Annotated in this window: 23 protein-coding genes; 13 read left to right on the forward strand and 10 right to left on the reverse strand. The window is 49.4% G+C overall.

Annotated features, from left to right (window positions below; translation table 11 throughout):
* Window positions 1-8: 8 nt before the first annotated feature.
* The 8 genes from KJS94_RS05250 (at window position 9) to KJS94_RS05285 (ending at window position 8067) form a co-directional block, all read left to right on the forward strand.
* On the forward strand, window positions 9-656 hold the full coding sequence (locus KJS94_RS05250; RefSeq protein WP_214446265.1) for a hypothetical protein: 648 nt from the start codon (window positions 9-11) through the stop codon (window positions 654-656).
* A 44-nt stretch (window positions 657-700) separates the two neighbouring features.
* Complete coding sequence (gene acsA / locus KJS94_RS05255) at window positions 701-2425, forward strand: acetate--CoA ligase (protein WP_214446266.1); 1725 nt, start codon at window positions 701-703, stop codon at window positions 2423-2425.
* A gap of 2 nt (window positions 2426-2427) precedes the next feature.
* Window positions 2428-3432, forward strand: coding sequence for a pyruvate dehydrogenase (acetyl-transferring) E1 component subunit alpha (gene pdhA / locus KJS94_RS05260; RefSeq protein ID WP_214446267.1), 1005 nt, complete (start codon window positions 2428-2430; stop codon window positions 3430-3432).
* 55 nt (window positions 3433-3487) lie between these two features.
* Window positions 3488-4465, forward strand: coding sequence for an alpha-ketoacid dehydrogenase subunit beta (locus KJS94_RS05265; protein WP_239804300.1), 978 nt, complete (start codon window positions 3488-3490; stop codon window positions 4463-4465).
* The gene (locus tag KJS94_RS05270; protein WP_214446269.1) at window positions 4452-5570 is read left to right on the forward strand and encodes a dihydrolipoamide acetyltransferase family protein; all 1119 of its coding nucleotides are present in this window, start codon (window positions 4452-4454) and stop codon (window positions 5568-5570) included. The genes KJS94_RS05265 and KJS94_RS05270 overlap by 14 nt, the downstream gene beginning before the upstream one ends.
* Entirely contained in the window at window positions 5567-5818 is a 252-nt protein-coding gene (locus KJS94_RS05275; protein WP_214446270.1) for an acyl carrier protein, read from the forward strand. The genes KJS94_RS05270 and KJS94_RS05275 overlap by 4 nt, the downstream gene beginning before the upstream one ends.
* Window positions 5819-5935: 117 nt before the next feature.
* On the forward strand, window positions 5936-7180 hold the full coding sequence (locus KJS94_RS05280; protein ID WP_214446271.1) for a DEAD/DEAH box helicase: 1245 nt from the start codon (window positions 5936-5938) through the stop codon (window positions 7178-7180).
* Window positions 7177-8067, forward strand: a complete 891-nt coding sequence (locus KJS94_RS05285) for a DMT family transporter (RefSeq protein WP_214446272.1) — start codon at window positions 7177-7179, stop codon at window positions 8065-8067. The genes KJS94_RS05280 and KJS94_RS05285 overlap by 4 nt, the downstream gene beginning before the upstream one ends.
* Before the next feature lie 28 nt (window positions 8068-8095).
* Here the strand turns inward: KJS94_RS05285 and KJS94_RS05290 are convergent, their stop codons facing one another.
* Window positions 8096-9598: an NAD(P)H-hydrate dehydratase gene (locus KJS94_RS05290; protein WP_214446273.1), complete on the reverse strand. Its 1503-nt coding sequence runs from the start codon at window positions 9596-9598 to the stop codon at window positions 8096-8098.
* Window positions 9599-9630: 32 nt separating this feature from the next.
* Window positions 9631-10854, reverse strand: a complete 1224-nt coding sequence (locus tag KJS94_RS05295; RefSeq protein ID WP_214446274.1) for a serine hydrolase domain-containing protein — start codon at window positions 10852-10854, stop codon at window positions 9631-9633.
* A 135-nt stretch (window positions 10855-10989) separates the two neighbouring features.
* Here KJS94_RS05295 and serA point away from each other — a divergent pair, with 135 nt between their 5' ends.
* Entirely contained in the window at window positions 10990-12222 is a 1233-nt protein-coding gene (serA, locus tag KJS94_RS05300) for a phosphoglycerate dehydrogenase (protein ID WP_214446275.1), read from the forward strand.
* Between the two features lie 146 nt (window positions 12223-12368).
* A complete protein-coding gene (locus KJS94_RS05305; protein ID WP_214446276.1) occupies window positions 12369-13640 on the forward strand; it encodes an NAD(P)/FAD-dependent oxidoreductase in 1272 nt (423 codons plus the stop codon).
* 883 nt (window positions 13641-14523) lie between these two features.
* Here KJS94_RS05305 and KJS94_RS05310 read toward each other — a convergent pair.
* Both KJS94_RS05310 and gyrA read right to left on the reverse strand, forming a co-directional pair.
* Window positions 14524-15807: a tetratricopeptide repeat protein gene (locus tag KJS94_RS05310; protein ID WP_214446277.1), complete on the reverse strand. Its 1284-nt coding sequence runs from the start codon at window positions 15805-15807 to the stop codon at window positions 14524-14526.
* Window positions 15808-15830: 23 nt separating this feature from the next.
* Window positions 15831-18431 carry a DNA gyrase subunit A gene (gene gyrA / locus KJS94_RS05315; RefSeq protein ID WP_214446278.1) on the reverse strand — a complete coding sequence of 867 codons (2601 nt, stop codon included), beginning with the start codon at window positions 18429-18431 and terminating at the stop codon, window positions 15831-15833.
* Window positions 18432-18680: 249 nt separating this feature from the next.
* Between gyrA and KJS94_RS05320 the strand changes: the two genes are divergently transcribed.
* From KJS94_RS05320 to KJS94_RS05330, 3 genes are all read left to right on the forward strand, one after another.
* Window positions 18681-19835, forward strand: coding sequence for a hypothetical protein (locus KJS94_RS05320; RefSeq protein WP_214446279.1), 1155 nt, complete (start codon window positions 18681-18683; stop codon window positions 19833-19835).
* 139 nt (window positions 19836-19974) lie between these two features.
* Complete coding sequence (locus KJS94_RS05325) at window positions 19975-20265, forward strand: hypothetical protein (RefSeq protein WP_214446280.1); 291 nt, start codon at window positions 19975-19977, stop codon at window positions 20263-20265.
* Window positions 20266-20389: 124 nt separating this feature from the next.
* Window positions 20390-20593, forward strand: a complete 204-nt coding sequence (locus tag KJS94_RS05330) for a dodecin (RefSeq protein WP_214446281.1) — start codon at window positions 20390-20392, stop codon at window positions 20591-20593.
* 24 nt (window positions 20594-20617) lie between these two features.
* Here the strand turns inward: KJS94_RS05330 and KJS94_RS05335 are convergent, their stop codons facing one another.
* The 6 genes from KJS94_RS05335 to KJS94_RS05360 form a co-directional block, all read right to left on the reverse strand.
* Window positions 20618-21934, reverse strand: a complete 1317-nt coding sequence (locus tag KJS94_RS05335) for a hypothetical protein (protein ID WP_214446282.1) — start codon at window positions 21932-21934, stop codon at window positions 20618-20620.
* Window positions 21935-21980: 46 nt separating this feature from the next.
* A complete protein-coding gene (locus tag KJS94_RS05340; protein WP_214446283.1) occupies window positions 21981-22676 on the reverse strand; it encodes an SIR2 family NAD-dependent protein deacylase in 696 nt (231 codons plus the stop codon).
* Between the two features lie 26 nt (window positions 22677-22702).
* Complete coding sequence (locus KJS94_RS05345; protein WP_214446284.1) at window positions 22703-23110, reverse strand: EVE domain-containing protein; 408 nt, start codon at window positions 23108-23110, stop codon at window positions 22703-22705.
* A 74-nt stretch (window positions 23111-23184) separates the two neighbouring features.
* Window positions 23185-23904, reverse strand: a complete 720-nt coding sequence (locus KJS94_RS05350; RefSeq protein ID WP_214446285.1) for a (Fe-S)-binding protein — start codon at window positions 23902-23904, stop codon at window positions 23185-23187.
* 2 nt (window positions 23905-23906) lie between these two features.
* The gene (gene ribH / locus KJS94_RS05355; protein WP_214446286.1) at window positions 23907-24407 is read right to left on the reverse strand and encodes a 6,7-dimethyl-8-ribityllumazine synthase; all 501 of its coding nucleotides are present in this window, start codon (window positions 24405-24407) and stop codon (window positions 23907-23909) included.
* A 105-nt stretch (window positions 24408-24512) separates the two neighbouring features.
* Entirely contained in the window at window positions 24513-25196 is a 684-nt protein-coding gene (locus tag KJS94_RS05360) for a YfgM family protein (protein WP_214446287.1), read from the reverse strand.
* Between the last annotated feature and the right edge of the window lie 55 nt (window positions 25197-25251).

Raw genomic sequence — 25251 nt, forward strand, 5'->3', positions numbered from 1 at the left:
CAAGAAACATGAATACAATCATCACCAGTTGCATAGCCATTATGCTGCTGGCATCCTGTGGCAGTTCCTCCAAGATCACCAGTACCTGGAAAGCACCTGATGTGCAACCGGGAACCTATGACAAGATCATGGTAGTGGGACTGATCGCAGACCCGGATCGTTCCATCAGGGAGAAAATGGAAGAGCACCTGGTAGGGGACCTGCGCAACCTTGGCTATAATGCAGTAGCCGCCAGCAGTGAATTCGGACCCAAGGCATTTGAAGGCATCAAGGAAAATGAGGCACTGCAAATGCTCAAGGACAAAGGCATTGAGGCAGTCATGACCATTATCCTGCTGGATAAGACGAAGGAACGCTACTATGTTCCGGGGAATATCTATTATTCACCCTATGGCATTTACCAGCGGTATTGGTACCCGTACTATTCCACCATGTATGGAAGGATCTATTCTCCCGGCTACTATGCTACTGACACCAAGTATTTCTGGGAAAGTAATTTTTATTCCTTCTCTGCAGGTACTACAACCCTTCTGTATTCAGCCCAAAGCCAATCCTTTGATCCTTCATCAGTTTCAACACTGGGACATGAATATGGACTGGCCATCATCAATGATATGGTCAGCAGCAATGTGCTGAAAAGTAACCAGAAGAAATAGACGGAAAGAAAAGCATGAATTGATCATCCACAAGTTGGACCACCATGAAGGCCACCAATAGCCCAAACATGCCGGATTACGAAAAGCTTCAACAACAATTCAATTGGGAAGCAGAGATGGGCTGTTTGGACCAGGGGATCAGTGAACATGGCTTGAATATTGGCTACGAGGCATTGGATAAACAGGTGAAAGAGGGCAGGGGTGATACTACTGCCCTTTGCTTTATTGGGAAGCAAGGTAAGCGGGAATTCAGCTATGCTGCACTGCAACTGCAAACGAACCGGTTTGCCAACCTGCTTCACCAACTAGGCATAAGGAAAGGGGATAGGGTTTGCACCCTTACCGGAAGGATACCGGAATTGTATATCGCTGCATTAGGCACCTTAAAGGCCGGTGCAGTATATTGCCCCCTGTTCTCTGTGTTTGGCCCTGAGCCTATATTCCAGCGCTTATCAAGAGGTAAGATTAGATTGCTGGTCACCACCAGCAGGCAGTATGAACAGAAGATAAAACCATTGATGGAAAAACTGCCGGACCTGGCCTATGTTCTATTGACAGACAGCGACCACACAACAGAAGCAAAGGTCCTTTCCTTGCCGCAACTGATGGAAGCATCAAAAGAAGACTTTACCATTCCCTTTACCCAACCCGAAGATGCTGCACTATTGCATTTCACCAGCGGCACCACAGGAATGCCGAAAGGAGCCGTCCATGTTCATAAAGCCATCCTCACCCACTACATAACGGGCAAGTATGTCTTGGATTTCCAGCAAGGGGACCGTTTCTGGTGCACCGCAGACCCGGGATGGGTGACTGGTACATCATATGGCATCATAGCCCCATTGGTATGTGGCATAACCAATATTATTGATGAAGAAGAATTTGATGCAGCAAGATGGATGACAATACTGGAAGCAGAAAAGGTCAATATCTGGTATACCGCACCTACTTCCATCAGGCGCCTGATGCGCATGAATATCCAGCCAAGGGAAACACATGACCTTTCCCATTTGCGGCTGATAGGAAGTGTGGGGGAACCCTTGAGTGCAGAAGGTGTAGAATGGGGCAGGAGGGCCTTTGGCATGCCGATCCTGGACAATTGGTGGCAAACAGAAACAGGTGGGATCATGATCGCCAATTTCCCCTCTTTACCGGTCAAACCGGGCTCCATGGGAAAGCCCATTCCAGGCATTGAAGCCGCCATCGCAGCGTTAACAGAGGAAGGAGGCATCCGCATCATCAGCGATGGAGGCAGGCAAGGACACCTGGTGATCAGGAAGGGATGGCCTTCCATGTTCAGGACCTACCTGAACGAGGAAGAACGTTATGCCAAATGTTTCAGGGACGAATGGTATATAACCGGCGACCTCGCCAGGAAAGACGAAGCAGGTTATTACTGGTTCGTAGGCAGGGCCGATGATATCATCAAGACCTCCGGGCATATGGTAGGTCCATTCGAGGTGGAAAGCGCGCTGATGCAGCACCCCGCCGTGGCAGAAGCAGCCATCATAGGCAAACCTGATCCTATGATCGGCGAGTTGGTAAAAGCGTTCATCGTATTGAAACAGGGATATGCTGAAGATGAAACAACAAGGATGGATATCATGGGATTCATCAGGAGGAAACTGGGGGCAGCCGTTGCCCCGCGTGAGATCAGTTTCATAAAGGACCTGCCCAAGACCCGCAGTGGGAAGATCCTCAGGAGACTGTTAAAGGCGAGGGAACTGGGGTTACCGGAAGGGGACCTGTCAACATTGGAACAACAATGACCATGGATACTACACTAAAAGCAGGTACTGCAGGACAAGATAACGTTGACCACTATACGAATATCTTATACCAGATGCAACTGATCAGGAGATTCGAAGAGCGGTCCGCGGAATTGTACACGCAATCCCTGATCAGGGGATTCCTTCACCTCTATGTGGGTGAGGAAGCTGTGGCTGTTGGGGTGATGCAAGCCCTGACAGGGGAGGATAGCATCCTGAGCACTTATCGTGAGCATGGCCATGCATTGGCAAGGGGAGTAGATGCAGGAAGGATCATGGCCGAGATGTACGGCAAGCAGGAAGGATGCAGCAGGGGAAGGGGAGGGTCCATGCACCTGTTCGATGCCTCGAAAAAATTCTACGGCGGGAACGCGATCGTAGGCGGTCACCTGCCCATGGCCGTAGGCATGGCATTGGCTGCCAAAAAGCAAGGAAAGGCATCCGTCACCTGTTGCTTCTTTGGCGAAGGTGCAGCCGCGGAAGGGGAGTTCCATGAAGCCATGAACCTCGCCGCATTGTGGTCGGTACCCTTGCTACTGGTTTGTGAAAACAACCTTTATGCTATGGGCACGGCGATTCGTTTCTCCCATTCAGAAACCCACCTGGAAAAGAAAGGGGAAGGTTATGGTATGGCCACCATGGTGGTGGATGGTATGGATGTGCTGAAAGTGGAAGCCGCAGCCAAACAGGCGGTTGACACCATCAGGCAAACAGGCAAGCCATTGTTGTTGGTTGCCAATACCTACCGGTTCAGGGCCCATTCCATGTTTGATGCGGAACTGTACCGGGAGAAAACGGAGGTGGAGGAATGGAAGCAAAAAGATCCCATTCCAGCTCTTTACAGGTATATGAAGGAGCAGTTCGGCTTCTCGGAAGCGGCATTCCAAGGCATTGAATCGAAGGTGGAAGAAGAAATAAAAGCAGCCATTGATTTTGCGGAGAAAGGAAAATGGGAGCCAGTGGAAGAGTTGACAAGATTCGTTCACAGTGAAACCCAAACCAACTGATCACCGGTAATGGCCAATAACCCCTGCTATGGAAAATGAAACTAAACTTATTCGCATGACCTACCGCGAAGCCTTGAAACAGGGCATCAGGCAGGTACTGCAACATGACCAGCGCGCATTCCTGATGGGTGAGGATGTAGGTAGGTACGGAGGTGCATTTGCTGTCAGCAAAGGATTGCTGGCGGAGTTTGGGGCAGAAAGGATCATGGACGTACCCTTGTCGGAATCAGGTTTCATGGGTGCTGGAATAGGCGCTGCCATTGGTGGGATGCGACCGATAGTGGAGATCATGACGGTTAATTTCAGCTTGTTGGCCATGGACCAGATCGTGAACAATGCTGCCACTTTATTGCATATGTCCGGTGGACAGGTCAATGTTCCCGTGATCGTCAGGATGGGTTCAGGGATAGGCAGGCAATTGGCGGCACAGCATTCCCACAGCTGGGAACCGCTCTACGCCCATATCCCCGGGCTGAAGGTGTTCTCCATTGGCACCCATGAAGATGCGAGGAACTTTTTGCCGGCCATATTTGACCACCCTGACCCGGTCATCATTTTCGAGTATACATCCATGTTGAACATGGAAGCAGAACTTCCTACCGAACCTGAAAATGTAAACACTCATTTAGCTGCCATCAGGAAAACAGGAAAGGATATTTCACTGGTCACTTATGGAACAGGCGTCTACAAATCGCTGGAGGCTGCCAATACGCTGTTGGCGGATGGCATAGACGTGGAGGTGATAGACCTGAGGGTGCTGCGACCGATCGATTATACTACCGTATTCAACTCGATCAGGAAGACCCATAGGGCAGTGCTGGTGGAAGATGCATGGGGCAGTGTCAACATTTCTTCGGAAATAAGTGCAAGGATCATGGAGAACATCTTCTATGAGCTGGATGCACCTGTCCGCCGGCTCGGAGGGGTAGAAGTACCCATCCCTTATCCCAAACACCTGGAGGACGCATCGGTTCCGCAACCAGCAGATATTATTAACCTCGTAAAAAATAGCATGAGGCATGGTGGAGTTTAAAATGCCCAGTCTGGGCGCTGATATGGAAGCCGGTTCTTTACGGGAATGGCTGGTCAAACCAGGCGACCATGTAAAACGAGGGGACATCATTGCCATCGTTGAAACGCAGAAAGGCCTGATAGATATTGAGGTCTTCCAGGAAGGGACCATCAATAGCCTCTTGACAAAAGTGGACGAGAAGGTTCCTGTTGGGACAGTTATGGCATTGATCGATAGTGGTGAACCGGAAAAGAAAACAACACCAACTGCAATACCTCAGGTAAAAAAAGAAGAAGTCCGCATCAAGGCATCCCCATTGGCAAGGAAACTGGCTGCAGACCATTCCATCAACCTGGAATCCATTACCGGTACAGGTGAAGGAGGGGTGATCACTAAAGAGGATGTGGAAAAGCTGATCGCCACCCAAGTTCCTTCCACCGCTCCGGTAGCTGGGGAAAAAGATTACAATGAATCCATAAGGATGGCCATCGCCGCAGCCATGTCCAAATCGAACAGGGAGATCCCTCATTATTACCTGGAGAAAAAGATGGATATGACCAGGGCCCTGGCATGGCTGGGCAACTACAATAAGGAACATCCGATAAAGGAACGTTTACTACCAGTCGCACTGCTGGTCAAGGCACTTGCCAAAGCATTGGCAGATGTTCCCCAATTGAATGGATATTGGGATAAGAGCTTCCAGCCAAAAACAGCGATCAATATTGGTTTCACTATCTCCCTGAGGCCAGGGGGAATAATTGTCCCGGCCATTCTCCAGGCGGATAAGAGATCGGTACCGGAGATCATGCAGGTCCTGAATGATCTCATCCCGAGGGCAAGATCGTTAAAGCTCAGGAGTTCGGAATTGAGCGATGCTACCATTACCCTGACCAGCCTTGGGGAAGGACAGGCCGATACGGTTTTCGGGATGGTCTATCCACCACAAGTAGCCATCATTGGATTGGGAAGTATCCGGGAAGAACCATGGGCGGAAAACGGGATGCTGGATGTGAGATCGGTCATCAATGTTACCCTTGCCGCCGACCATCGTGCCAGTGATGGCCTTGTTGGAAGCAAACTATTAACTGCATTTGAACACTATTTACAAGAACCCGAAAAACTATGACTGCAGAAAACATAAAGACCCTGGCGATAGACTTGCTGAAACAAATTGCACCCGATACAGAACCGGGGTCATTGGCACCGGATGATAATATCCGGGATAAGCTGGAGATCGATTCCTTCGATGCGCTGCAATTCATTACCCAACTGGATGAAAAACTGGGCCTGGACACTCCTGAAGAGGATTATGGAAAGATCTCCACCCTGGCCACACTCTGTTCCTATTTCGAGCAAAAACTCAATAAAGCATGATGCCGATTGCCTAACGTTGAACAGCATAGGGCAATTAAAGGCTCATAAGCCGCTAAAACAATACCTTTGCAGCTGCCTGCGCCGCAAAGGATGAGCAGGTTTTTTGAAACGGCTCACATGAAATTCGAACAATACAACATTTCACCCGACATTAAGGAAAGTCTCGCAGAACTTGGATTCAAACGCCCAACCGATATCCAGTTCAAGGCCATCCCCTCTATCCTGAAAGGTGAGGATGTTTTGGCCATCGCACAAACCGGTACCGGTAAAACCGCAGCATTCGCCATCCCTATCCTTCACGTGTTGCAACAACAGCAGGAGAGGAGGCATAAGCCCAAACATTTGTTGCAATGCCTGGTAATGGTGCCCACACGCGAACTGGCTATCCAGATCGCGGGGGTGTTTTCCGAGATCGGGAAGTATACCGACCTATCCATACTGGGGCTATATGGTGGAGTGGAACAGGATGACCAGGTGAAACAACTCAGGAAGGGGGTGGATATCCTCATCGCCACACCGGGCAGGATGTTCGACCTCATCCACCAGCAACACCTCGACCTCAGTTTTGTCAGGGTCCTGGTATTGGATGAAGCCGACCATATGCTGGACCTTGGATTCAATAAGGATATTGTTGATGTGAAGAAGAAACTGCCCAGGAAACACCAGACCCTGTTCTTCTCCGCAACCATTGATAAGAAGATCAAGGACCTGGCCTATGCCATGGTGTACAACCCTATCAGAATACAGATCTCACCACAGGACCCGGTTTCAAAGAATATCAGCCATGCAGTGGCATTTGTGGAAATGGACGATAAACGTTTTTTCCTGGAAAGACTGGTGAAAGAATTTCCGGATACCAGGATACTGGTCTTTGTGCGTACCAAGGTGAGGGCAGAAAGGGTACAGGCAGCCATGAAGCGGGTAGGTATTGACAGCCTTTGCATGCATGGGGGCAAGGAACAACAGGACCGCCTGGATGTAATGGACCAATTCAGGTCCGGCCAGGTGAAAATGCTCATCACTACCGATGTAAATGCAAGGGGGATCGATATTCCCGATGTTGATTATGTAGTGAACTACGACCTTCCGGATGTAGCGGAAAACTATGTTCACCGCGTGGGAAGGACAGGCAGGGGAGTGAAGAAAGGCCAGGCAGTTTCCTTCTGCAGCCAGGAAGAGAAGCCCTTGCTGGAAGCCATCCAGAAATACATTGGCAAGGAGATCAGGGAAATGGCCATAGACAAACAATCGTACCGGGAAACACTGGCGTTGTCGGAAGAAACCCCCAATGACAACTGGCGCTTACTCCTGGAACAGGAAATGAAAAAACAGGAAAAGCCCAAGGGCAAGAAAAAGAAATGAACAGCAGATTCATCGTCACCGGGGTCATCTTTGCCCTACTCTGGGCATCGGCCTCCACCGCAACCAAGATAGCCCTTACAGGCGGCCAACCCTTCATCCTTTCCATTACAAGGTTTTTCCTTGCAGGGACCATCATGATCATTATTTCCCACCTGTTTTCCCGTAACCGGCTTCCGGTAGGAAAAGAATGGCGGGCCCTGGCGATCTATGGACTGTTGAATGTTACCTTGTACCTGGGCTTGTATGTGATCGCCATGCAAACCACTTCAGCAGGACTGGCGAGCCTGGCCATTGCCATCAACCCGGTGCTGATCAGTATCCTGGCTGCAATCGTGTTCAAGTACAGGTTCTCTTCCATTTCCATCATCAGCCTTATACTTTGTACTGCCGGGGTTACCACGGCGGCATGGCCGCTGTTAAAAAGCAGCTATGCCACACCGCTAGGACTCACTACTCTCGTTTTAAGCATGGTAGCCTATTCGGCAGGTGCCATATTTTTCACCAGGACAAACTGGAACCAGTTGGACAAGCTCACCATCAATGGATGGCAGACCCTGCTGGGAGGCTTTTTCCTTTTACCCTTCGCCTGGTGGAAATATGATGCTTCCCGCAACCAATTCGACCTGGCCTTCTGGGGCGGAACCCTATGGCTGGCCTTACCGGTCTCGATCGGTGCTGTATGGGCATGGATGTACCTGCTGAGGGAAGACGCCGTTAAAGCTGCCTATTGGCTTTATCTCTGCCCGGTGTTTGGGTTCCTGCTGGCATGGCTGATCCTTGGTGAACCTGTTTCCTTGTTCACAATGGCAGGTATCTTGTTGGTGGTATCAGGGCTTTACCTGGTGCAACGTTACCAGCAGCCCCAACGCACAACCGAAAAAAAATAGGGGAATTAGCTTTCAGGAAAAACTTTCCTTAAGCAAGAGCTACAAAAGCAGGTCCGATATAAGCGATGATATCCCTTGCTAAAACTGATTCCATGCCATGGTCAGCGCTGGCCAGTTCCCCTGCCAATCCATGCAGGTAAACACCCAGGACCGCCGCCTGGTCCGGTACATAGTCCCTTGCCATCAAACCGGTCAGGATACCGGTCAGCACATCGCCGCTTCCTCCCTTGGCCATAGAAGCATTCCCGGAGAGATTGAAATAGGTTCTTCCGCCTGGCATGGCAACAAAGGTCCGGTGGCCTTTCAGGACGACTATCACTTTCTTTTCCATCGCTAACCGCCTTGCCTTTTCGAGCCGATCCAATTCATTGGAACAGTTGCCTGCCAAGCGTTCAAACTCCTTGGGATGCGGAGTGAGAATGGAGAGGGGAGGGAGTTCCTCCCACCATTGCGGTTGTTGCGCCAGCAGGTTAAGGGCATCGGCATCCCATACCATGGGCTGTTTGAAATTTTTCAGCACTATAGCCAAAGCAGCCGCAGTTGCCGGGTCCGTCCCTATACCGGGACCACAGCCTATTGCCCTGAAACGATCGAGGTCATCAGGGCTTTCACTAATGATGTCCTCACCAATGGGGATGGCCATGGCTTCCGGCACTGATGTTTGGAGGATGTTCATACCCACCATCGGGATACCACAGGTCAATAACCCTGCACCACTGCGCAAACAGGCCTCGGCCGCCATTACAGCAGCGCCCACCTTGCCAAGGGAACCGGCTAACAGTAAGGCATGACCGAAATTTCCCTTGTGGGCAAATAGCGGTCTTGGCCTGGTGATACTGGTTGCCATTTCATGGTCAATGACCTCATGGACAGGCGTAATACCAGAGATGAATTGTGGAAGCAGCCCAATATTCAGTATAGAAACGACCCCGAAAAAAGGGGCGTTCTCTGCCAGCAACAAGGCTGGTTTATAGCATTGGAAACTGAGGGTATAAGCGGACCTTATGGCTTTGGCAGGAAGGGTAGTGCCATCGCTGAAAAGACCGGAGGGCATATCAATGCTGATTACGGCGTTCTTGCTCTCATTGATATGCTCCACCAATTCAAGCAGGAAACCTTCCAGTGGGCGGTTCAGACCTGTACCCAGTAACGCGTCAATGATGATAATGCCTGAAGGGAGGTCGGGCAGGGGATTACCCGGCTGTATAAAATGGATCGGTACATTGGTTTGGTGAAGGCGTTGCAGGTTCAGCTGGAAATCCTGGGTACCCAGGTGCCCGAACTCCGGGATGAACACATCGACCGGCCTGCCTTTGGCTTCAAGCATCCTGGCCATGGCCAGTCCATCGCCGCCATTATTTCCTTTGCCACAGAAGATGTAGAATTGCTGCTGCTCCACGAGTCCCTTCTCTTCAAGCCAATCCACACAAGCTGCTGCGGCCCTTTCCATCAGGTCAATGGAACTGATGGGGCTGTGCTCCATGGTATAATTATCCCATGCCCTTACCTGTTCGGCTGATAGTACCACCATACCGAAATGTACAAAAAAACCGGGAAGAAGGCTTACTGGGAACCACCGGCAGCCAATCCATTGGAAGACTCGTTTTCGAGCTCCTGGAAGGTCTTATTGCTTTGGCGGTAGTCACCAAAAATGTCGCAGAGTTGCTTTGACCTATAGATGCCTCGGTTGTATTTATTACCCAACACAATGATGGTGGCCTTTTCTTCCAGTAACCTGATGAAAACGGTATTGTTGCCATGCCACCAGCCGTTATGGTAAACGATCTTTTTGCCATTCTCCACTTCGGTGAGTCGCCAGCCCAGGCCATAGTTGCGGGCTCCGGCCTTTTCATAGCTGTACCCCTGGAATGCGCTGTCGAGGGTGGACTGCCTGAAAAGGTTTCCGTTCCTCAAACCCTCATCCCATTTCAGCATATCGCGCACGGTACTGTAAATATTCTTGTCACCATATACCAGGTCCATGAATTCCAGTCCATACCTGCGGTTATTCCATTCAAAGGAAGGCATGGCCGTTTCAGCTTTATCCAAACTGAACACATAGGTATCAGTCATGCCCAAAGGCTTAAAGAAGGTTTCTTCCAGGTATACATGATAGGCCTTACCGCTGACCTTTTCAATAAGTAGGGCCAGCAGGGCATAGTTGGTATTACAATAACTGAACCTCTTGCCCGTCGGGAATTGAAGCGGGGGATGCATGGTATAAAGGGAAGTGAGGACATCCAGGTTGGTGACCAGTTTCTTCTTATCCCAATTGTAATGCTCGAGGTAATTGGTGTAATTGGGCAAGCCACTTCGATGACTCAGCAACATCTTGACGGTAGTGCCGGGGTAAGGGAACTTGTCAAAATATTTGGACAGGTCATCATCCAGCCCGATTTTCCCTTCTTCCCAGAGTTTGAGCACCGCCATTCCCGTGAAGGTCTTGGAAACAGAAGCCAGGTGGAAAGCATCATGCTCGCCGATGGAGTCGGTCTTAGTCACCGGATCAAGGAAGCCATTATACCCTTCTGCAATGATCTTTCCTTCTTTGGCCACGAGGTAGCTGCCATTGAAACCGGAGCGGAACAGACCGTTCTTGAAAAATTTATTGATGGCTGTTTCGTAAGTGGCGGTAGTATGTTCATCTGCGAAGTGCAGGGTGGAGGCGATGGTAGGGGCACCAGTTCCTTTCGCCCTGGCTGCGTCATTGTCAGGGCGCTGCTTGCAGGCTGGAAGGGATGCTACCAGAATACCGGTTACCAGGATTTGTACGAATTTGTTTTTCAAAAGGAGTGTTTTAGGCGTACAAGGAATCGGATTTCGCAATAATAACGAATTCACCGTGCAAATCATATGCCGGAGGCAAGTATCTTTCATAATATGGCTAGAATCAGGCATATTTGCAAATAGCAAGCAATCGTTATGGAACCCACAACCAGCTATCCAAAAGACAAGATCAAGATCCTGTTCCTGGAGAATATCAGCGACAGGGCAGTAAAACATTTTACCCAGGCCGGCTACGCCAATGTTAAAAAACTTTCCGGCGCACTTTCAGAAGAAGAACTCATCAAAGAGATCAAGGATGTCCATCTTCTGGGTATCCGATCCAAGACGCAGGTTACGGAAAAAGTGTTGGCAGCCGCCACCAAACTGCAAGCCATCGGTGCCTTCTGTATCGGGGTAAACCAGATCAACCTCAAAGCCGCTACCAAAACGGGTATTACCGTTTTTAACGCACCCTATTCCAACACCCGTTCGGTAGCCGAATTGGTTATAGGTGCATCCATTATGCTCATCCGCCGGATCCCCGACAAGAACAAGGCGGCCCATGAAGGCATTTGGATGAAGGATGCCAAAGGCAGCTTCGAGCTGAGGGGCAAGACCCTCGGCATCATCGGTTACGGCAATATCGGCACCCAGGTAAGCGTACTCGCAGAAGCGCTGGGAATGAAGGTGTTGTATTATGATGTGGTTACCAAGCTACCACTGGGTAATGCAGAAGCCTGTAAGTCCCTCAAAGACCTGGTGTCCCAGTCTGATATTGTTACGTTACATGTTCCGGAAACAGCGCAGACCAGGAACATGATTAACAAGAACAACCTCAAGTTTTTCAAGAAAGGTAGCATCCTGCTCAATTATGCAAGGGGTGAGGTAGTTGACCTGGACGCCCTCAGGAAATTCATTGTAGACGGGCATATCTCCGGTGCCGGGATCGATGTATATCCCTGGGAACCTGAAAAGAATGGCGATCGTTTCCAGACGCCGTTACAGGACCTTCCCAACGTTATCCTGACCCCGCATATCGGCGGTTCTACAGAGGAAGCCCAACAAAACATTGGGGTTGACGTGAGCAATAAGCTCTTCCAATTCCTGGAAATGGGTATCACTACCGGCTCGCATACAGTACCGGAACTGAGCCTGCCACCCCAGGAAGGCACACATCGTATCCTCCATGTCCATAATAACGTTCCAGGGGTACTCAGTGCCATCAACACCCAATTGTCGAACCACAAGATCAATATCCTTGGCCAATACCTCAAGACCAATGAAGATATCGGCTATGTAGTGTTGGATGTCGATAAGAAACTGTCCAAGCAGGCTGAAAAGCTCCTTCGTGATGTAAAGGAAACCATCAAGGTGAGGTTGCTTTATTGAGCGAGGGGGTAATGCTCCCTAAACATACCTTAAAAGCCTGTGGTTTCCTTTCCACAGGCTTTTGTTTTAGGCAGTCGAATCTTTTTATCAATATTTTCAAAATTTATTGAAAATTTCATATAATTTTATCCTATCAAATGCACATTATGAAAATAGTGATTGCCGGTGCCGGTTTCGGTGGACTCCGATTGGCCCGGATGCTGAACAACAAACCGGGCTTTGAGTTGACCCTTGTTGACCGGTTCAATTACCACCAGTTCCAACCATTATTCTACCAGGTAGCCACAGCGGGACTGGATGCCAGCAATATTTCCTTTCCCCTGAGGAAGGTCTTCCAGAAAAGCAGGAATGTCAGGATCAGGCTGGCCAATATTGAGCGGGTAGATGCCGCGAACCGCCAATTGGTTACCGATTCCGGCAATTTTTATTACGATATCCTGGTATTGGCCATGGGGGCTGGCACCAATTTCTTCGGAAATGCCAACCTTGAGCGCCATGCTTTTTCCATGAAATCGACGGTAGAGGCCTTGCAGATCAGGCACCGCCTGATGGAGAATTTCGAAAAGGCCGTCCATGAAAAGGACCCCGACCAATTGCAGCAATACATGAATATCGTTGTAGTGGGCGGGGGGCCAACAGGGGTGGAAGTCTCCGGGGCCATTGCCGAAATGAAGCGGTATGTACTGCCCAAGGATTACCCGGAACTGGATTTTTCCCGCATGAATATTTACCTCCTTGAAGGATCGGACAAGGTGTTGGGGACCATGAGTGGCAAGAGCAGCGAACAGGCGGGCCAATACCTGAAGGAGCTGGGGGTAACCCTGCTGACCGGCAAACAGGTATCTGACTATAACGGATCTGTATTGGAGTGCAAGGATGGAACAGCCATCCCGACGGCCACCGTGATCTGGGCAGCAGGCATTAAGGGGCATGTGCCGGGTGGCCTGGATGGACTTTCCTTGCAAAGGGGCAACCGGATTCCGGTCGACCCATTCAATGAAGTGAAAGGATTCCCTGGTATCTATGCGATAGGTGACCTGGCCTGCATGGCTACCGACACCAATCCCAATGGCCATCCACAGGTAGCACCGGTGGCCATCCAACAGGCGGGAAACCTGGCCCAGAACTTACTGAAGCATGGGCTGGATAAAGTACTATGGAAACCTTTCGAATATTACGATAAAGGTGCGATGGCAACTGTAGGCCGCAATAAGGCGGTGGTGGATATCCCTAAACCCAAATGGCATTTCGGGGGATTCCTGGCCTGGCTGGTCTGGATGGCCCTGCACCTGATGCTGATCCTGGGCGTGAAGAACAGGTTATTTGTCTTCCTGAACTGGCTCTATAATTATCTGACCTACGACCAATCGCTCCGACTCATCTTTAAGGAATTCCATAAGCCGGAACAAAAGGAGTGAACCGATGTGAGAATATGAAGATGTGAAAATGTGGAGATATGGGGATCTGCCTTCGCTGAAGCTTCGGCAGACAAGGTCTGGAAATTTTCGGCACACGCAAATTACCGATGGCCATTGTTGGTGTTATCACCAACTGGCTTAAACGGATATGATTACCATATGGACCAGGTTGGTCTTTCTGTTATTGAAAAGTAGGGCATATCTCGCAGCCGTTGTTGGTGTTATCACCTACAGCTTATCAACGACAATCATGAACACGGATGATCGGTTTGGTTCATCGTTCACTGGATGGATAGTGGGCGTTATTTCCCTTTTATTCATTTAACATAATATAAATTATAAGACTAAAATCAGACCTTGGGTTTAGAGGGAAGAGTCTCTCAAATAAGCCGTGGATATACATTTAAAGCTAATGGCACATGAAGCACGTTGTCCCTGAGTACACACTCAGGACAAACCATTCCCTCTAAATAAACCGTCTTTTGAGCTTGTCCAGGACCATCAGAATTTGCATCAAATAAACTCCCAAGGTGCTGGAAGTTTATCCTTATTCCCGTCGTTATATCCAATAGAATGATAAAACTTAGGCCGTCAAACGGCCTACCCACGATCAAGCCGCTTTACAGCTTGGAAAAGCCACCTGCATATGGCACCAGCATTTTGTATCTGATCAGGATTATCCCCAAAGCAAGGAACCCATTCCACAGACATAACCGGTTGTGAGCAGTAAAAACATGACAAAGCAGGAATTACAATGGACAAACAGTTACCGGATTATTATTGAACAATAATTACCGCTATCTATTAATAATCAATATTATATGAAAATTAAAAACGGTCGCAATATGCGACCGTTTTCCTATTATTTATGTGCTCCCGGATCTTAGTGGGCCTTGTCTACGTTGTTGAACTTATTCTCGTAGAAGGTCACTTTATCCTTGTTACCCTTGTTATCGTAAATGGTGATCAGCAGGTCATAAGCATCCTTCAGGTGGCTCTTGTCTTCCATCTTCAGTTTGCCCTGGCTGCCAAGGATCTCATCCACCTTCTCGAAGTAAGGAATAGCATCATCGAATTTCTTGGCGATCAAACCACGCAATTCTTCCTTCTTCTTCAGTTCTTCAGGCTTCAGCTTGCCACCAGCTGGCGGACGGATGGCCTTGTTCTGGGTATTGTAATCAACGCCCTGGTTGTACTGGATCTGTCCCAATACCAGGAAAGCAGCTGCATAATCAGGCTTCAGTTCTACCACCTTCTTCAGGTTCTCTTCAGCCTTGGCAGTCAGCTCGGCAGCATTGGATGGACGATCCTTGATCTCCGGCTTATAGGCTTCCTGGTACATCTCCACCGCATAATTGTAACGGATCGCTACATTATTGGGGTCCTGGGCCAGTACTTCTTCGTACTTCTTGAACAGGTTATTCTTGTCGCCGGCATCACGGGCCATATCCAGTTCGTAGGCAGACCAGAATGCATCCTTGGGGAACATTTCCTTACCCAAGGTCAGGTATTTCTGGGCAGCGGCCTCGTCCTTCTTGGTATTGTAGTGGTAATCCACCAACCACTTATAGATCTCGCCCATGCCTTCGCCACTTACCTTGGCATCGGCCAGCTTACCATAATAGATCGCAGCGTCATCGCGCTTATTGGATTTCTCGGCACTGATACCGGTATACAATACGACGGTAGTATCCAGTGCCAGGTTGCTCCATTTCTTCTGGTTCATGAATTCACCTACTTCCATACAACCCTTGAAGTTGCCGTAAGCAGACTCATACTTATTGCTGTTGTAATCATCAGCTCCAGCCTTGAAGAAACCCTGGTAGATATCCATGATCGGCTTGTATTGATCGATCTGTAACAATACATATTGTCCCTTGTCGTCCAGGGCAACATATTGCTTCAGGGCATCGAATGCCACTTTACGGGCATCGGGTGTTGCTGGTCCCATAGTTGGGTCCTGCGCGATCTCGCTGTATACCTTGGCCTTTGTATACCATCCTTCTGCATTCTTGGCATTCTTTTCATTGGCCAGGAACTGGTCTATCTGGGTCTTAGCTTCTGTGTATTTCTTTGACTTTAAGTTGTCCTTGATCTTTTCGAGGTTCTGGGCAGACGCTCCCATTACCGCTGAAACAAGCAATGTTGTAAAAAGGATCTTTTTCATCAGTCTATGTTTTGTTTTTGTTTTTATTGTTCTGTCCCGGTTTCGGTAGATGGGTTTTCACCGCTTCCGGTTGGTTCATCGGTTGAATTTGGGATTTCATTAGGTTCTGCATCGGCTGAGGCTTCTGTTACCGGGGCTTCCTGCTCGAACTCATCCAGCTTGGTGATGGCTGCTATCTCATCTCCTTCCTGTAGACTGATCAGCTTCACCCCTTGGGTAGCCCTTCCGGCTTCGCGGATATTGGAGATTCCCGTCCGGATGGTCAGGCCACTCCTGCAGGAAATCATGAGGTCTTCCTTCTCGGTTACATCAAGGATCCCTACCAATGGTCCGGTCTTGTCCGTAACATTGATGGTCTTCACCCCTTTACCGCCACGGTTGGTGATCCGGTACTCATCAATCGGGGTGCGCTTCCCAAATCCTTTCTCACTCACCACCAATACGGTTTTGGAAGTGTCATCCTTCCCGACACATATCATGCCAATTACCTCATCATTGTCTTCATCCACTTCAATACCGCCTACTCCAATGGCACCCCTTCCGGTTGGCCTTACTTTCTCTTCAGGGAACCTGATGGCCCGGCCACTCTTCACCGCCATCATGATCTCGCTGTTGCCATCGGTCATCCTGGCATCCAGCAACTGGTCGCCTTCCACAATGGTGATGGCATTAACACCCGTTTGCCTTGGCCTGCTGAAATCTTCCAGCAAGGTCTTCTTGATGATGCCCTTCTTGGTACAAAGAACGATATAATGGGATTGAACGAATTCTTTATCGTCAAGGTTAGCGACATCGATGATCGCCCTCACCTTATCATCCGGCGGAAGCTGCATCAGGTTCTGGATGGCCCTGCCCTTGCTGTTCTTCTCGCCTTCCGGGATCTCATACACCTTCAGCCAGTAACACCTTCCTTTCTCCGTGAAGAAGATCATTGTATGGTGGGTGGAAGCCACAAATATGTGCTCGATATAATCCTCATCACGGGTCTTGCCCCCTATCGCTCCCCTTCCACCTCTGCGCTGGGCACGGTATTCGGTTGCGGATGTCCGTTTGATATAGCCGAGATGGGATATGGTGATCACCACATCTTCCTCTGCAATGAAATCAAGGATATTCATCTCATCGGCCAGGTAGGTGATCTCCGACCTGCGTGGAGTGGCAAACCTGTCCTTCACCTCTGTCAGTTCCTTTTTGATCAGGTCATAACGCAGTCCTTCATTGCCAAGCAATTCCTGCAGGCTGGCGATCAGCTTCATCAGTTCATCATACTCCTCCTTGATCTTTTCTCTTTCCATGCCTGTCAATCGCTGCAAGCGCAGTTCCAGGATGGCCTTTGCCTGGATCTCATCCAGTCCCCAGCCGGCATTCACCAGGTTCTCCCTTGCAATATCCGGCGTGGCGGAACTACGGATCAGGGCGATCACTTCATCCAGGTGGTCCAGTGCGATCAGGTAACCCTGGAGGATATGCGCTTTTCGCTGCGCCTCCCTCAGTTCATACTGGGCCCTGCGCACCACCACTTCATGGCGGAACTCCACGAATTCATGGATCAGTTCCTTCAGGTTAAGGGTACGCGGACGGCCTTTTACCAGGGCCACATTATTGATGCCATAAGAGGTTTGCAGCTCTGTGAATTTGTACAACTGGTTGATCACCACATTGGCAACGGCATCGCGTTTCAGGTCAATAACGATACGGGTACCTTCCTTCTGGTTGGACTCGTTGTTCACATGGGCGATACCCTCGATGGTCTTATCGATCACCAGCGAACCGATCTTGTCACAAAGCGCATCACGGTTTACCTGGTAGGGAACTTCCGTAATGATGATCTGCTCACGGCCACTGGGCTTGGTATCCACATGCACCTTACCCCTCAGCACTACCCTTCCCCTGCCTGTATTCATGGCCTGGCGAATGCCATCAATCCCCCAGATGATACCACCAGTAGGGAAATCGGGGGCCTTCACATGCTTCATCAGGTCATCGATCGTTATCTCACGGTTATCTATATACGCAATACAGCCGTCCACCACTTCCCCGAGGTTATGGGGAAGCATATTGGTGGCCATACCTACCGCGATACCGGTTGAACCATTCACCAGCAACTGGGGAATGCGGGTAGGCAGTACCGTGGGTTCTTCCAGCGAATCGTCGAAGTTGAGGGTAAAATCAACTGTTTCCTTCTCGATATCCTCCAGCATGCTTTCTGCAAAGCGCTGCAGGCGTACCTCCGTATAACGCATGGCCGCCGGGCCATCACCATCCTGGCTACCGAAGTTACCCTGGCCATCGATAAGGGTATGGCGCATGCTCCATTCCTGGGCCATCCGCACCATGGTATCGTAAACCGCTGTATCACCGTGCGGGTGGTACTTACCCAGCACCTCCCCGACAATACGGGCAGACTTCTTATAGGGTTTGTTATGGGTGATACCCAATTCATTCATGGCAAAAAGGATCCTGCGATGTACGGGCTTCAAACCATCGCGTACATCAGGGAGCGCACGACCAACTATCACCGACATGGAATAGTCGATGTAGGCGGTCTTCATTTGCTCTTCAATGTTGATCGAAATAATCCTGTTGGAATCGTTCGTTTCCTGAGGCGTCAGATTGTCTTCCATGCTTTATTTATGAATTCCGAAATGCTCTGTTAGGTTTAGAAAAAATCCACCTTTGAAAGGTGGGCAAATCTACCTGATTTACTGCGGAAAACCTTAGAAAAACGCTCCTTTTTACCCCAACTTTTCCACCATTTTAACGGCATTTTTAAATGGGTCACAACAAACAATTCATGATGTTTTTCCGTAATTTTAGATTCATGGTGCGGAACTGGATTTTCCGGATCATTTTCCAGCAAAAAGGGGGGAGAAATGGCGCAGTTGTACCGCTTACTTCGGAACAATAAGGAATCAGGGCCTTATCCAATTGAAGAATTGATAAGCATGAGGCTGAAAGCCTATGACCTGGTGTGGGTGGAAGGGAAAAGTGCTTCCTGGCGATACCCCTGTGAGATCAATGAATTGAAGTCACACGCCCCCGTTGCCACAGATGACCTTTACCAACAGTATTTCCATCCTGCAGGAAACAAGGCCCAAACGGTAAATCCCGAAATCGCAAGCCCTGTTACTGAACGCAAGCCCGCCCCTTCCCCCAATGCATCCGTTAAACTGCCGGAAACCAAGTATGTAGCGGTCATTTTACCCGGCAATGAAGGCGTAAGGGATACCCGGAAAACTTTTACGGAAGCCATTGTCTCCCCGGAAAGGGACATCCCAGCCACCAAAGCGCTCAATACCACCCTTCCCATTGAAACGGCTTCCCTCCCATTGAAGGAGGAGGGTAATTTCAAGAACCTCCCCCCTTCTGGTACCACCAGGAAGGAGCAGCAATACAGACTTTCAGTAGCTGCGGCCTTATTGATCCTGCTGGTCGCCGGAATCTATTTCGGTGCAGTAAGGCTCAGGGATATCCGGGAAAAGAAAACAATAGGCGGATCCCTGGTTCCCGATCCGAAAAATATCGTGACCCAAACTACCGGCAGCCTTCCCCTTGCCACAAATGCTTCCCATAAGGGCGACGATCCCGTCATAAAAGCTACTTCAGGCGAGGAAGGCGATGCTAAGCCGATAATTCAAACCAAGGCAACGCTTCCTACTAGTGATGGCATTCCCGGTGAAAACTATCACCAAACCAGTTTCACCCCGCTGACAAAGGGCCCCGCCCTCGAGTTCGCAGCGCTCCGGAGGTTTATCGATCTCAGGACTAATAAGGTAGCAGTCGGGTTGTTTGGTGGCATCTCTGGCATAGAACTGGATCTTTCCAACACCGGCCCATCTGATCTGAATGAAGTGGTCATTGCTGTAGATTATTTCCTTGCCAACCGTGTGCTGCACCATACAGAGATCATCCGCTCCGGAGTGATCCCTTCCGGCCAAACGGTAAAGCTGGCAGCCCCATCCAGTTCCAAAGGTGTGGCCATCAAAACCAGGGTGATCGGCATCAATGGCATTCCCCAACCCTCATGAAGGCCTGCTGAATTATCCACGCTTTCCCATTCTGGCATAATGATTGGAAAGGTTGCATGGCAATATCCTCTCGAATTATCCCCAGCCCCGGTCATTTACTTTAAAACTCTTGATGATGAATAAACCTGCGATGGTTTTGATGGGCACTATATTGGCCGTATGCACACTGGAAGCATCCAAAAAAAGGGAAACCTGCATTGTGAACCTGCCTGTACAACCAATGATGGCCCTTCGGCATATCTGGGCCATCCATGAAGGCGATACCCTGATGGTACCGATCAAAGGCAACCGGATACTTTTTGAACTCAAACCCGGCAAGTACGATTTCTGGCTGGATGCCGTTGCGCCGTTTAAGGACCAGTATATCCGGGATGTTTACCTGCAGGACCATACCCAGACCAGCCTGGAAAGGGTGACCCTTAGCAAATGACAACCATTTCAGAAGATGGAATGGCTTATCTTTAAAGGAATATTACTGGTATAGGTTACTGCCCGGTAGCGGTTCAATTCTGCCCTTTTCCCCATTTATTTATTCATCATTAATACCTATCACTATGCCAGTTGTCAAAGTAATTGAATTGATCGCCTCTTCAGAAAAGAGTATCGAAGATGCCATCCAGAACGCGGTGGCCGAAGCATCTAAAACCATCAGGAATATTGACTCTGTTTATGTGCAGGATATCAAAGCACATGTAAAGGATGGTAAGATCTCGACCTATGGCGTCATTTGCAAGGTTTCCTTCCGGATTGACCATTAGTGAAAAAGCGGCTTGCCGCTTTTTTTATTGCACCTCCAGTTCCTTCGTACGGAGGAGGTTATAATCCATATCCCGGAAGACCAGTTTGTATTTTCCGGGCACCAGGTACAACCAATAATAACCATCTGCATCTTCAACATAGGTCTGGTCGGCCGGTATCCACTTTCCCGGCCATTTGTCGTCATATTCATTGGCATAATAGGCCTGCACCATGAACAGTTTCTTCTCGCCCGGGCTTACCGGTACTGGCTTGCGGAGTCCATTCATTTGCAACCAGGTTGGCCTTGCATGCTGGTATACCGTTGGGGGATGGATCACCTGCAGGTCATACATCGTGCTTTCCAGGTAACTGAAAGGCTTATTGCCGCGCATGGCAATGGAAGGCTGCTGCAGTTTGTTCCTGCCGACGAATTGATCATATAACAGTCTGCCATAACCGAAATTACTGCCTTCACTCATCTCGGTCTGGTCAATGGTCAGCGGGTCGATCCTGGTCATCCGCTGGAATGCGAGGGCCATGGGCATATAATCCCTTCCCATAGGTTCTTCACCGATATGCGCATAACCGGCATGTACAAGTATCCTGGCAGCAGGATCGCGCTGCAGGACGGCCGCAATATTGGCTGCCTGCACAGAATCGCGCTGGCTGGCACTATGCCCTGAAGCGGCCGTATCTTCATAGGGTACCAACTGGTAGCCCATGGACAGCGCTGACCTGATCAGTTCGCCGGCCAATGGCTCAGCCGCAAAATAACCTGTCTGCATTACCGGTTTTTCCAACACCTTATCCGGATAATTACTCAGCATTTCCATGGCGAGGTAACGATAGCCCTGGCCATAGAGTTCCTTTAAAAGGGATTGGGTAAAGACCCGGTGGAAAGGTTTGTCATGCGCTTCATTGATCATCACCACCCGCGAAGCAGCACTGAGTTGCAAAACCAAGTCCGTGGCCGGCCGGAACGCAATGCCTTTTAAGCTGTCCAGGTAAAAAGAAATGTCCTGCACTGCCTCTGGTGGCAGTGAATCGTATGCATTGGCTGCAAGGTAGCTGGCAGAGGTATAATCACCTGCAAAAGCCATGCGTTGCGCTCCCTGCTTCATGTAGGCTGTATAAACGGGCTGCCCACGGCCAGGTGCCTTTATCTTCAGCCAATGGTAAATGGCATTGAGGTAATGGATGCCTTTCTTGTCATAAAGAAGGTTACCGCGTTGGAGGGAGTCGAACCCCGGTGGCTGCACCTGTTCAATATGTTTTGCCAGTCGCTCCAGCGGTTTTGAAAGTTGGGCCGTGGAACAAAGGCTGTACAGCACCAGGGCTGTTAAGATCTTGATTTGCTTCATGCTGGTTAATCGGTCCAATATTACGATGCGAGATGTTAGGGAAAGATTAAATCCCCTTTTCCTTCAGCATTGCCATCAACCTTGGCAATCCATCGGTTGCCGGTGATTCAATGGCCACAAAGCCGGCGCCTTCAACGCCATAAGGGATCTTCTTGTCAACGATATACCTGGGTATCCCACGGGGAACGTACTGGACCAACCCTGCCGCCGGGTAGACAACAAGGGATGTGCCTACTATGAGAAAGAGATCTGCCTGCTGTACCAACCCAATGGCCGGCTCGATCATGCGCACAGGTTCTTCGAACCAAACAATATGCGGACGGTATTGTCCGCCATCGGGTGCCTTGTCCCCTAGCCTGATATCCCCTTCAACCCTGGTCACCAATTGTTCATCCCTGTCACTTCTCATCTTAAAGATCTCCCCGTGCAAATGCAACACCTGGGATGAACCGGCGCGTTCATGGAGGTCATCAATATTTTGGGTAATGATCTGGACTTCGTAAGTATCCTCCAATTCCGCCAAGGCATAATGGGCTGCATTGGGCTGGGCTTCACGGACCTGGCTGCGACGCATATTATAGAAGTCGAGTACCAGTTGAGGGTCCTTTTTCCAGGCCCTTGGTGTTGCCACTTCCTCAATCGAATATCCTTCCCAAAGTCCGTCACTATCACGGAAGGTCCTTAAACCACTTTCCGCGCTAATGCCCGCACCTGTCAACACTACCAGTTTTTTCCTGCCCATATGCAAATGATTAATGAGTGAGGCTATTACTCACCGGCCAACTCCATCACCACCTTCCATTCTTCTTCCGTTACCGGCTGTACACTCAGCCTGGTCAGTTTCACCAATGCCATATTGGCCAGCCTTGGGTCATTCTTGATCACGGAAAGGGGTACGGGCTGTTTCAATTTCTTTACCGGCTTCAGGTCAACCACCACCCAGGCTTCCTCATTGGTGGTAGGATCCTGGTAATGCTCCTTCACCACTTCGGCAATACCTACTACTTCAACCCCTTCATTACTATGGTAGAACAATACCTGTTCCCCCTTCTTCATTGCCTTGAGGTTATTCCTTGCAGCATAATTCCGGACGCCATCCCAAAAGGTCTTTTTATCTGCTACGAATTGGTCCCAACTGTATTTAAAAGGTTCGGATTTCACCAACCAGAAAGCCATTTGCAAAAACGATTTTAAATGTTTTAAAATTCAATTGTGAACAGTAGTATAACAACCCGGACACCCAAAATTGTTTACCAGCCACTGGCCAGCACATCTGCAATATGCATGGTCCTGAGGGGGAGTTGCTTATGGCGGATATAGCCATCGAGATGCATCAGGCAGGAAAGGTCCGTGGAAATAATGCAGTCGGCCCCCGTTTGCATGGCATTGCTCACTTTCTGGTCCGCCATACCAATGGATATGGGTTCGTATTTCACCGAAAAGGTTCCACCAAAACCACAACAGGTCTCCACATCCTGCATCTCCAGCAATTCCAGTCCCTTCACTTTTTCCAACAACTTGCGGGGTTCCTCCTTGATCCTGCATTCGCGGAGTGCCGCGCAGGAATCATGATAGGTCGCCTTCAGGGGCAGGGAGGCCCCAATATCTTCCACCTTCAATACATTCACCAGGAACTCCGAGAACTCGAACATCCGGTTCCTGATATCCTTCACCTCATTATGCACGGAAGAATTATCGAATAACTTCGGGTAATAGTTGCGCACAAAACCGGCACAGGAAGCGCTGGGAGCCACGATGCACTCCGCATCCTTTACTTCATGGATGAATTTTTCGCAAACGGCTTTCGATTCATCCCAATAACCGGCATTGAAAGCAGGCTGCCCGCAACAGGTTTGTTCTTCATTATAGGAAACTTCGCAACCCAGCTTCTCCAACACCTTGATCATGTTGAAAGCGGTCTGGGGAAACAACTGGTCCACAAAACAGGGAATGAATAACTGTACCTTCATAATCACTTTTTGAAGCTTCGCTGCAGGCTGATCATTTTTAGGGCAGTAATGGCGGCTTCCTCACCTTTATGGCCGTGCTTGCCACCGATGCGTTCCCTTGCCTGCTCATCATTATTCACGGTCAATACACCAAAGATGACTGGCACAGGAAGGTTGAGGTTCAATTGCACCACACCATCTGTCACTGCTTTGCATACATAATCGAAATGTGGGGTATCGCCCCTGACCACGCAACCAAGCGCAATGAAGGCGTGGGGACGGTCATCCCAATACTTCTTGGCCTCCCAATAACTTTTGATGCCAAAGGGAATTTCCACTGCACCCGGAACAGTAATGGTGGAGAAACGGCTGATGCCATTAGCTTCCAGGACGCGGATGGCGCCTGCTTCCAATTCATCTACAACGGCAGCATTCCACTCCGTTTTAACCAAAACAATACAGGCATCCTTTGGAAGAATGCCTGTATCTAATTTCAATAAATTACTATTGCTTACCTGAGCCATTTTTGAATGTTGAAATTGAGATTAGTGCTATTCTGTAAATACGGTCCTTAGTGGGCCGAATTTACAACAAAGCCTCTCCCCTACAATGGCAATGCCGGAATTTACTTATTCAGTCACTCCCAGGCGGGCCAGGTATTTGTCAATATCAAAGCCACGCTCGCTGCGCGGATACTTTTCCTTGATGGCCTTGTAGGCTTCGATAGCCTCCTGGTTCTTACCCAGGCTTTCCAGCAGGTAACCGGCTCGGAAATAATATTCTGAAGAATTGAACTCATCCTTCTCGAACATCTTTGCAGCCTCCAGGTAAAGTTTTACTGCTTCTTCCTTTTTTCCCTGTTCAGCCAGGGCATCGGCGAGCAGGCTCTTGGCACGTGCATTCACCTGTACGGAAGAAGAGGAGAAATCCTTCAGGTATTTCTCGGCGTTCTTGAAATCACCAAGCTTCAGGTAGGAAGAACCGGCATAAAAGCGGGCCAGGTTGGCAGCAGGGGTACCGCTGTACTTGTCCATGATCTTCACGAAGCCGGGATTGGTAGCATCCCCGTTAAGGGCAAGTTGCAGGGAGTCCATCCTGAAATAGTTTTCAGCACGGAACAAGGCTTCATTTGCCTTGGTTTCCTTTGGACCGGAAATGAAATACTTATAGCCTGCATAACCACCAGCCAGCAATACTACCGCGGCAACCGCGATAATGATATTCTTACTGTTTTGTTGCCAGAATCCTGTTACCTTATCAACCACTTCATTTGTTTCGGTTGCTTCAACAGGTATGTTCTTGTTTTCTGCCATAATGATTTGTTTCTGAAAAAGGGCGGGTTAAATAAAAACCGGCAGGCTAAGCAGT

This window comes from Flavihumibacter rivuli (assembly GCF_018595685.2).
In the GTDB taxonomy this organism is placed as follows: Bacteria; Bacteroidota; Bacteroidia; order Chitinophagales; family Chitinophagaceae; genus Flavihumibacter; species Flavihumibacter rivuli.

What these genes read in the sequence shown, in the direction of transcription:
- KJS94_RS05250 (WP_214446265.1), top strand. Translation starts at nt 9, where the DNA reads ATGAATACAATCATCACCAGTTGCATAGCCATTATGCTGCTGGCATCC.
- acsA (WP_214446266.1), top strand. Translation starts at nt 701, where the DNA reads ATGAAGGCCACCAATAGCCCAAACATGCCGGATTACGAAAAGCTTCAA.
- pdhA (WP_214446267.1), top strand. Translation starts at nt 2,428, where the DNA reads ATGGATACTACACTAAAAGCAGGTACTGCAGGACAAGATAACGTTGAC.
- KJS94_RS05265 (WP_239804300.1), top strand. Translation starts at nt 3,488, where the DNA reads ATGACCTACCGCGAAGCCTTGAAACAGGGCATCAGGCAGGTACTGCAA.
- KJS94_RS05270 (WP_214446269.1), top strand. Translation starts at nt 4,452, where the DNA reads ATGGTGGAGTTTAAAATGCCCAGTCTGGGCGCTGATATGGAAGCCGGT.
- KJS94_RS05275 (WP_214446270.1), top strand. Translation starts at nt 5,567, where the DNA reads ATGACTGCAGAAAACATAAAGACCCTGGCGATAGACTTGCTGAAACAA.
- KJS94_RS05280 (WP_214446271.1), top strand. Translation starts at nt 5,936, where the DNA reads ATGAAATTCGAACAATACAACATTTCACCCGACATTAAGGAAAGTCTC.
- KJS94_RS05285 (WP_214446272.1), top strand. Translation starts at nt 7,177, where the DNA reads ATGAACAGCAGATTCATCGTCACCGGGGTCATCTTTGCCCTACTCTGG.
- KJS94_RS05290 (WP_214446273.1), bottom strand. Translation starts at nt 9,598, where the DNA reads ATGGTGGTACTATCAGCCGAACAGGTAAGGGCATGGGATAATTATACC.
- serA (WP_214446275.1), top strand. Translation starts at nt 10,990, where the DNA reads ATGGAACCCACAACCAGCTATCCAAAAGACAAGATCAAGATCCTGTTC.
- KJS94_RS05305 (WP_214446276.1), top strand. Translation starts at nt 12,369, where the DNA reads ATGAAAATAGTGATTGCCGGTGCCGGTTTCGGTGGACTCCGATTGGCC.
- KJS94_RS05310 (WP_214446277.1), bottom strand. Translation starts at nt 15,807, where the DNA reads ATGAAAAAGATCCTTTTTACAACATTGCTTGTTTCAGCGGTAATGGGA.
- gyrA (WP_214446278.1), bottom strand. Translation starts at nt 18,431, where the DNA reads ATGGAAGACAATCTGACGCCTCAGGAAACGAACGATTCCAACAGGATT.
- KJS94_RS05320 (WP_214446279.1), top strand. Translation starts at nt 18,681, where the DNA reads ATGGCGCAGTTGTACCGCTTACTTCGGAACAATAAGGAATCAGGGCCT.
- KJS94_RS05325 (WP_214446280.1), top strand. Translation starts at nt 19,975, where the DNA reads ATGGGCACTATATTGGCCGTATGCACACTGGAAGCATCCAAAAAAAGG.
- KJS94_RS05330 (WP_214446281.1), top strand. Translation starts at nt 20,390, where the DNA reads ATGCCAGTTGTCAAAGTAATTGAATTGATCGCCTCTTCAGAAAAGAGT.
- KJS94_RS05335 (WP_214446282.1), bottom strand. Translation starts at nt 21,934, where the DNA reads ATGAAGCAAATCAAGATCTTAACAGCCCTGGTGCTGTACAGCCTTTGT.
- KJS94_RS05340 (WP_214446283.1), bottom strand. Translation starts at nt 22,676, where the DNA reads ATGGGCAGGAAAAAACTGGTAGTGTTGACAGGTGCGGGCATTAGCGCG.
- KJS94_RS05345 (WP_214446284.1), bottom strand. Translation starts at nt 23,110, where the DNA reads ATGGCTTTCTGGTTGGTGAAATCCGAACCTTTTAAATACAGTTGGGAC.
- KJS94_RS05350 (WP_214446285.1), bottom strand. Translation starts at nt 23,904, where the DNA reads ATGAAGGTACAGTTATTCATTCCCTGTTTTGTGGACCAGTTGTTTCCC.
- ribH (WP_214446286.1), bottom strand. Translation starts at nt 24,407, where the DNA reads ATGGCTCAGGTAAGCAATAGTAATTTATTGAAATTAGATACAGGCATT.
- KJS94_RS05360 (WP_214446287.1), bottom strand. Translation starts at nt 25,196, where the DNA reads ATGGCAGAAAACAAGAACATACCTGTTGAAGCAACCGAAACAAATGAA.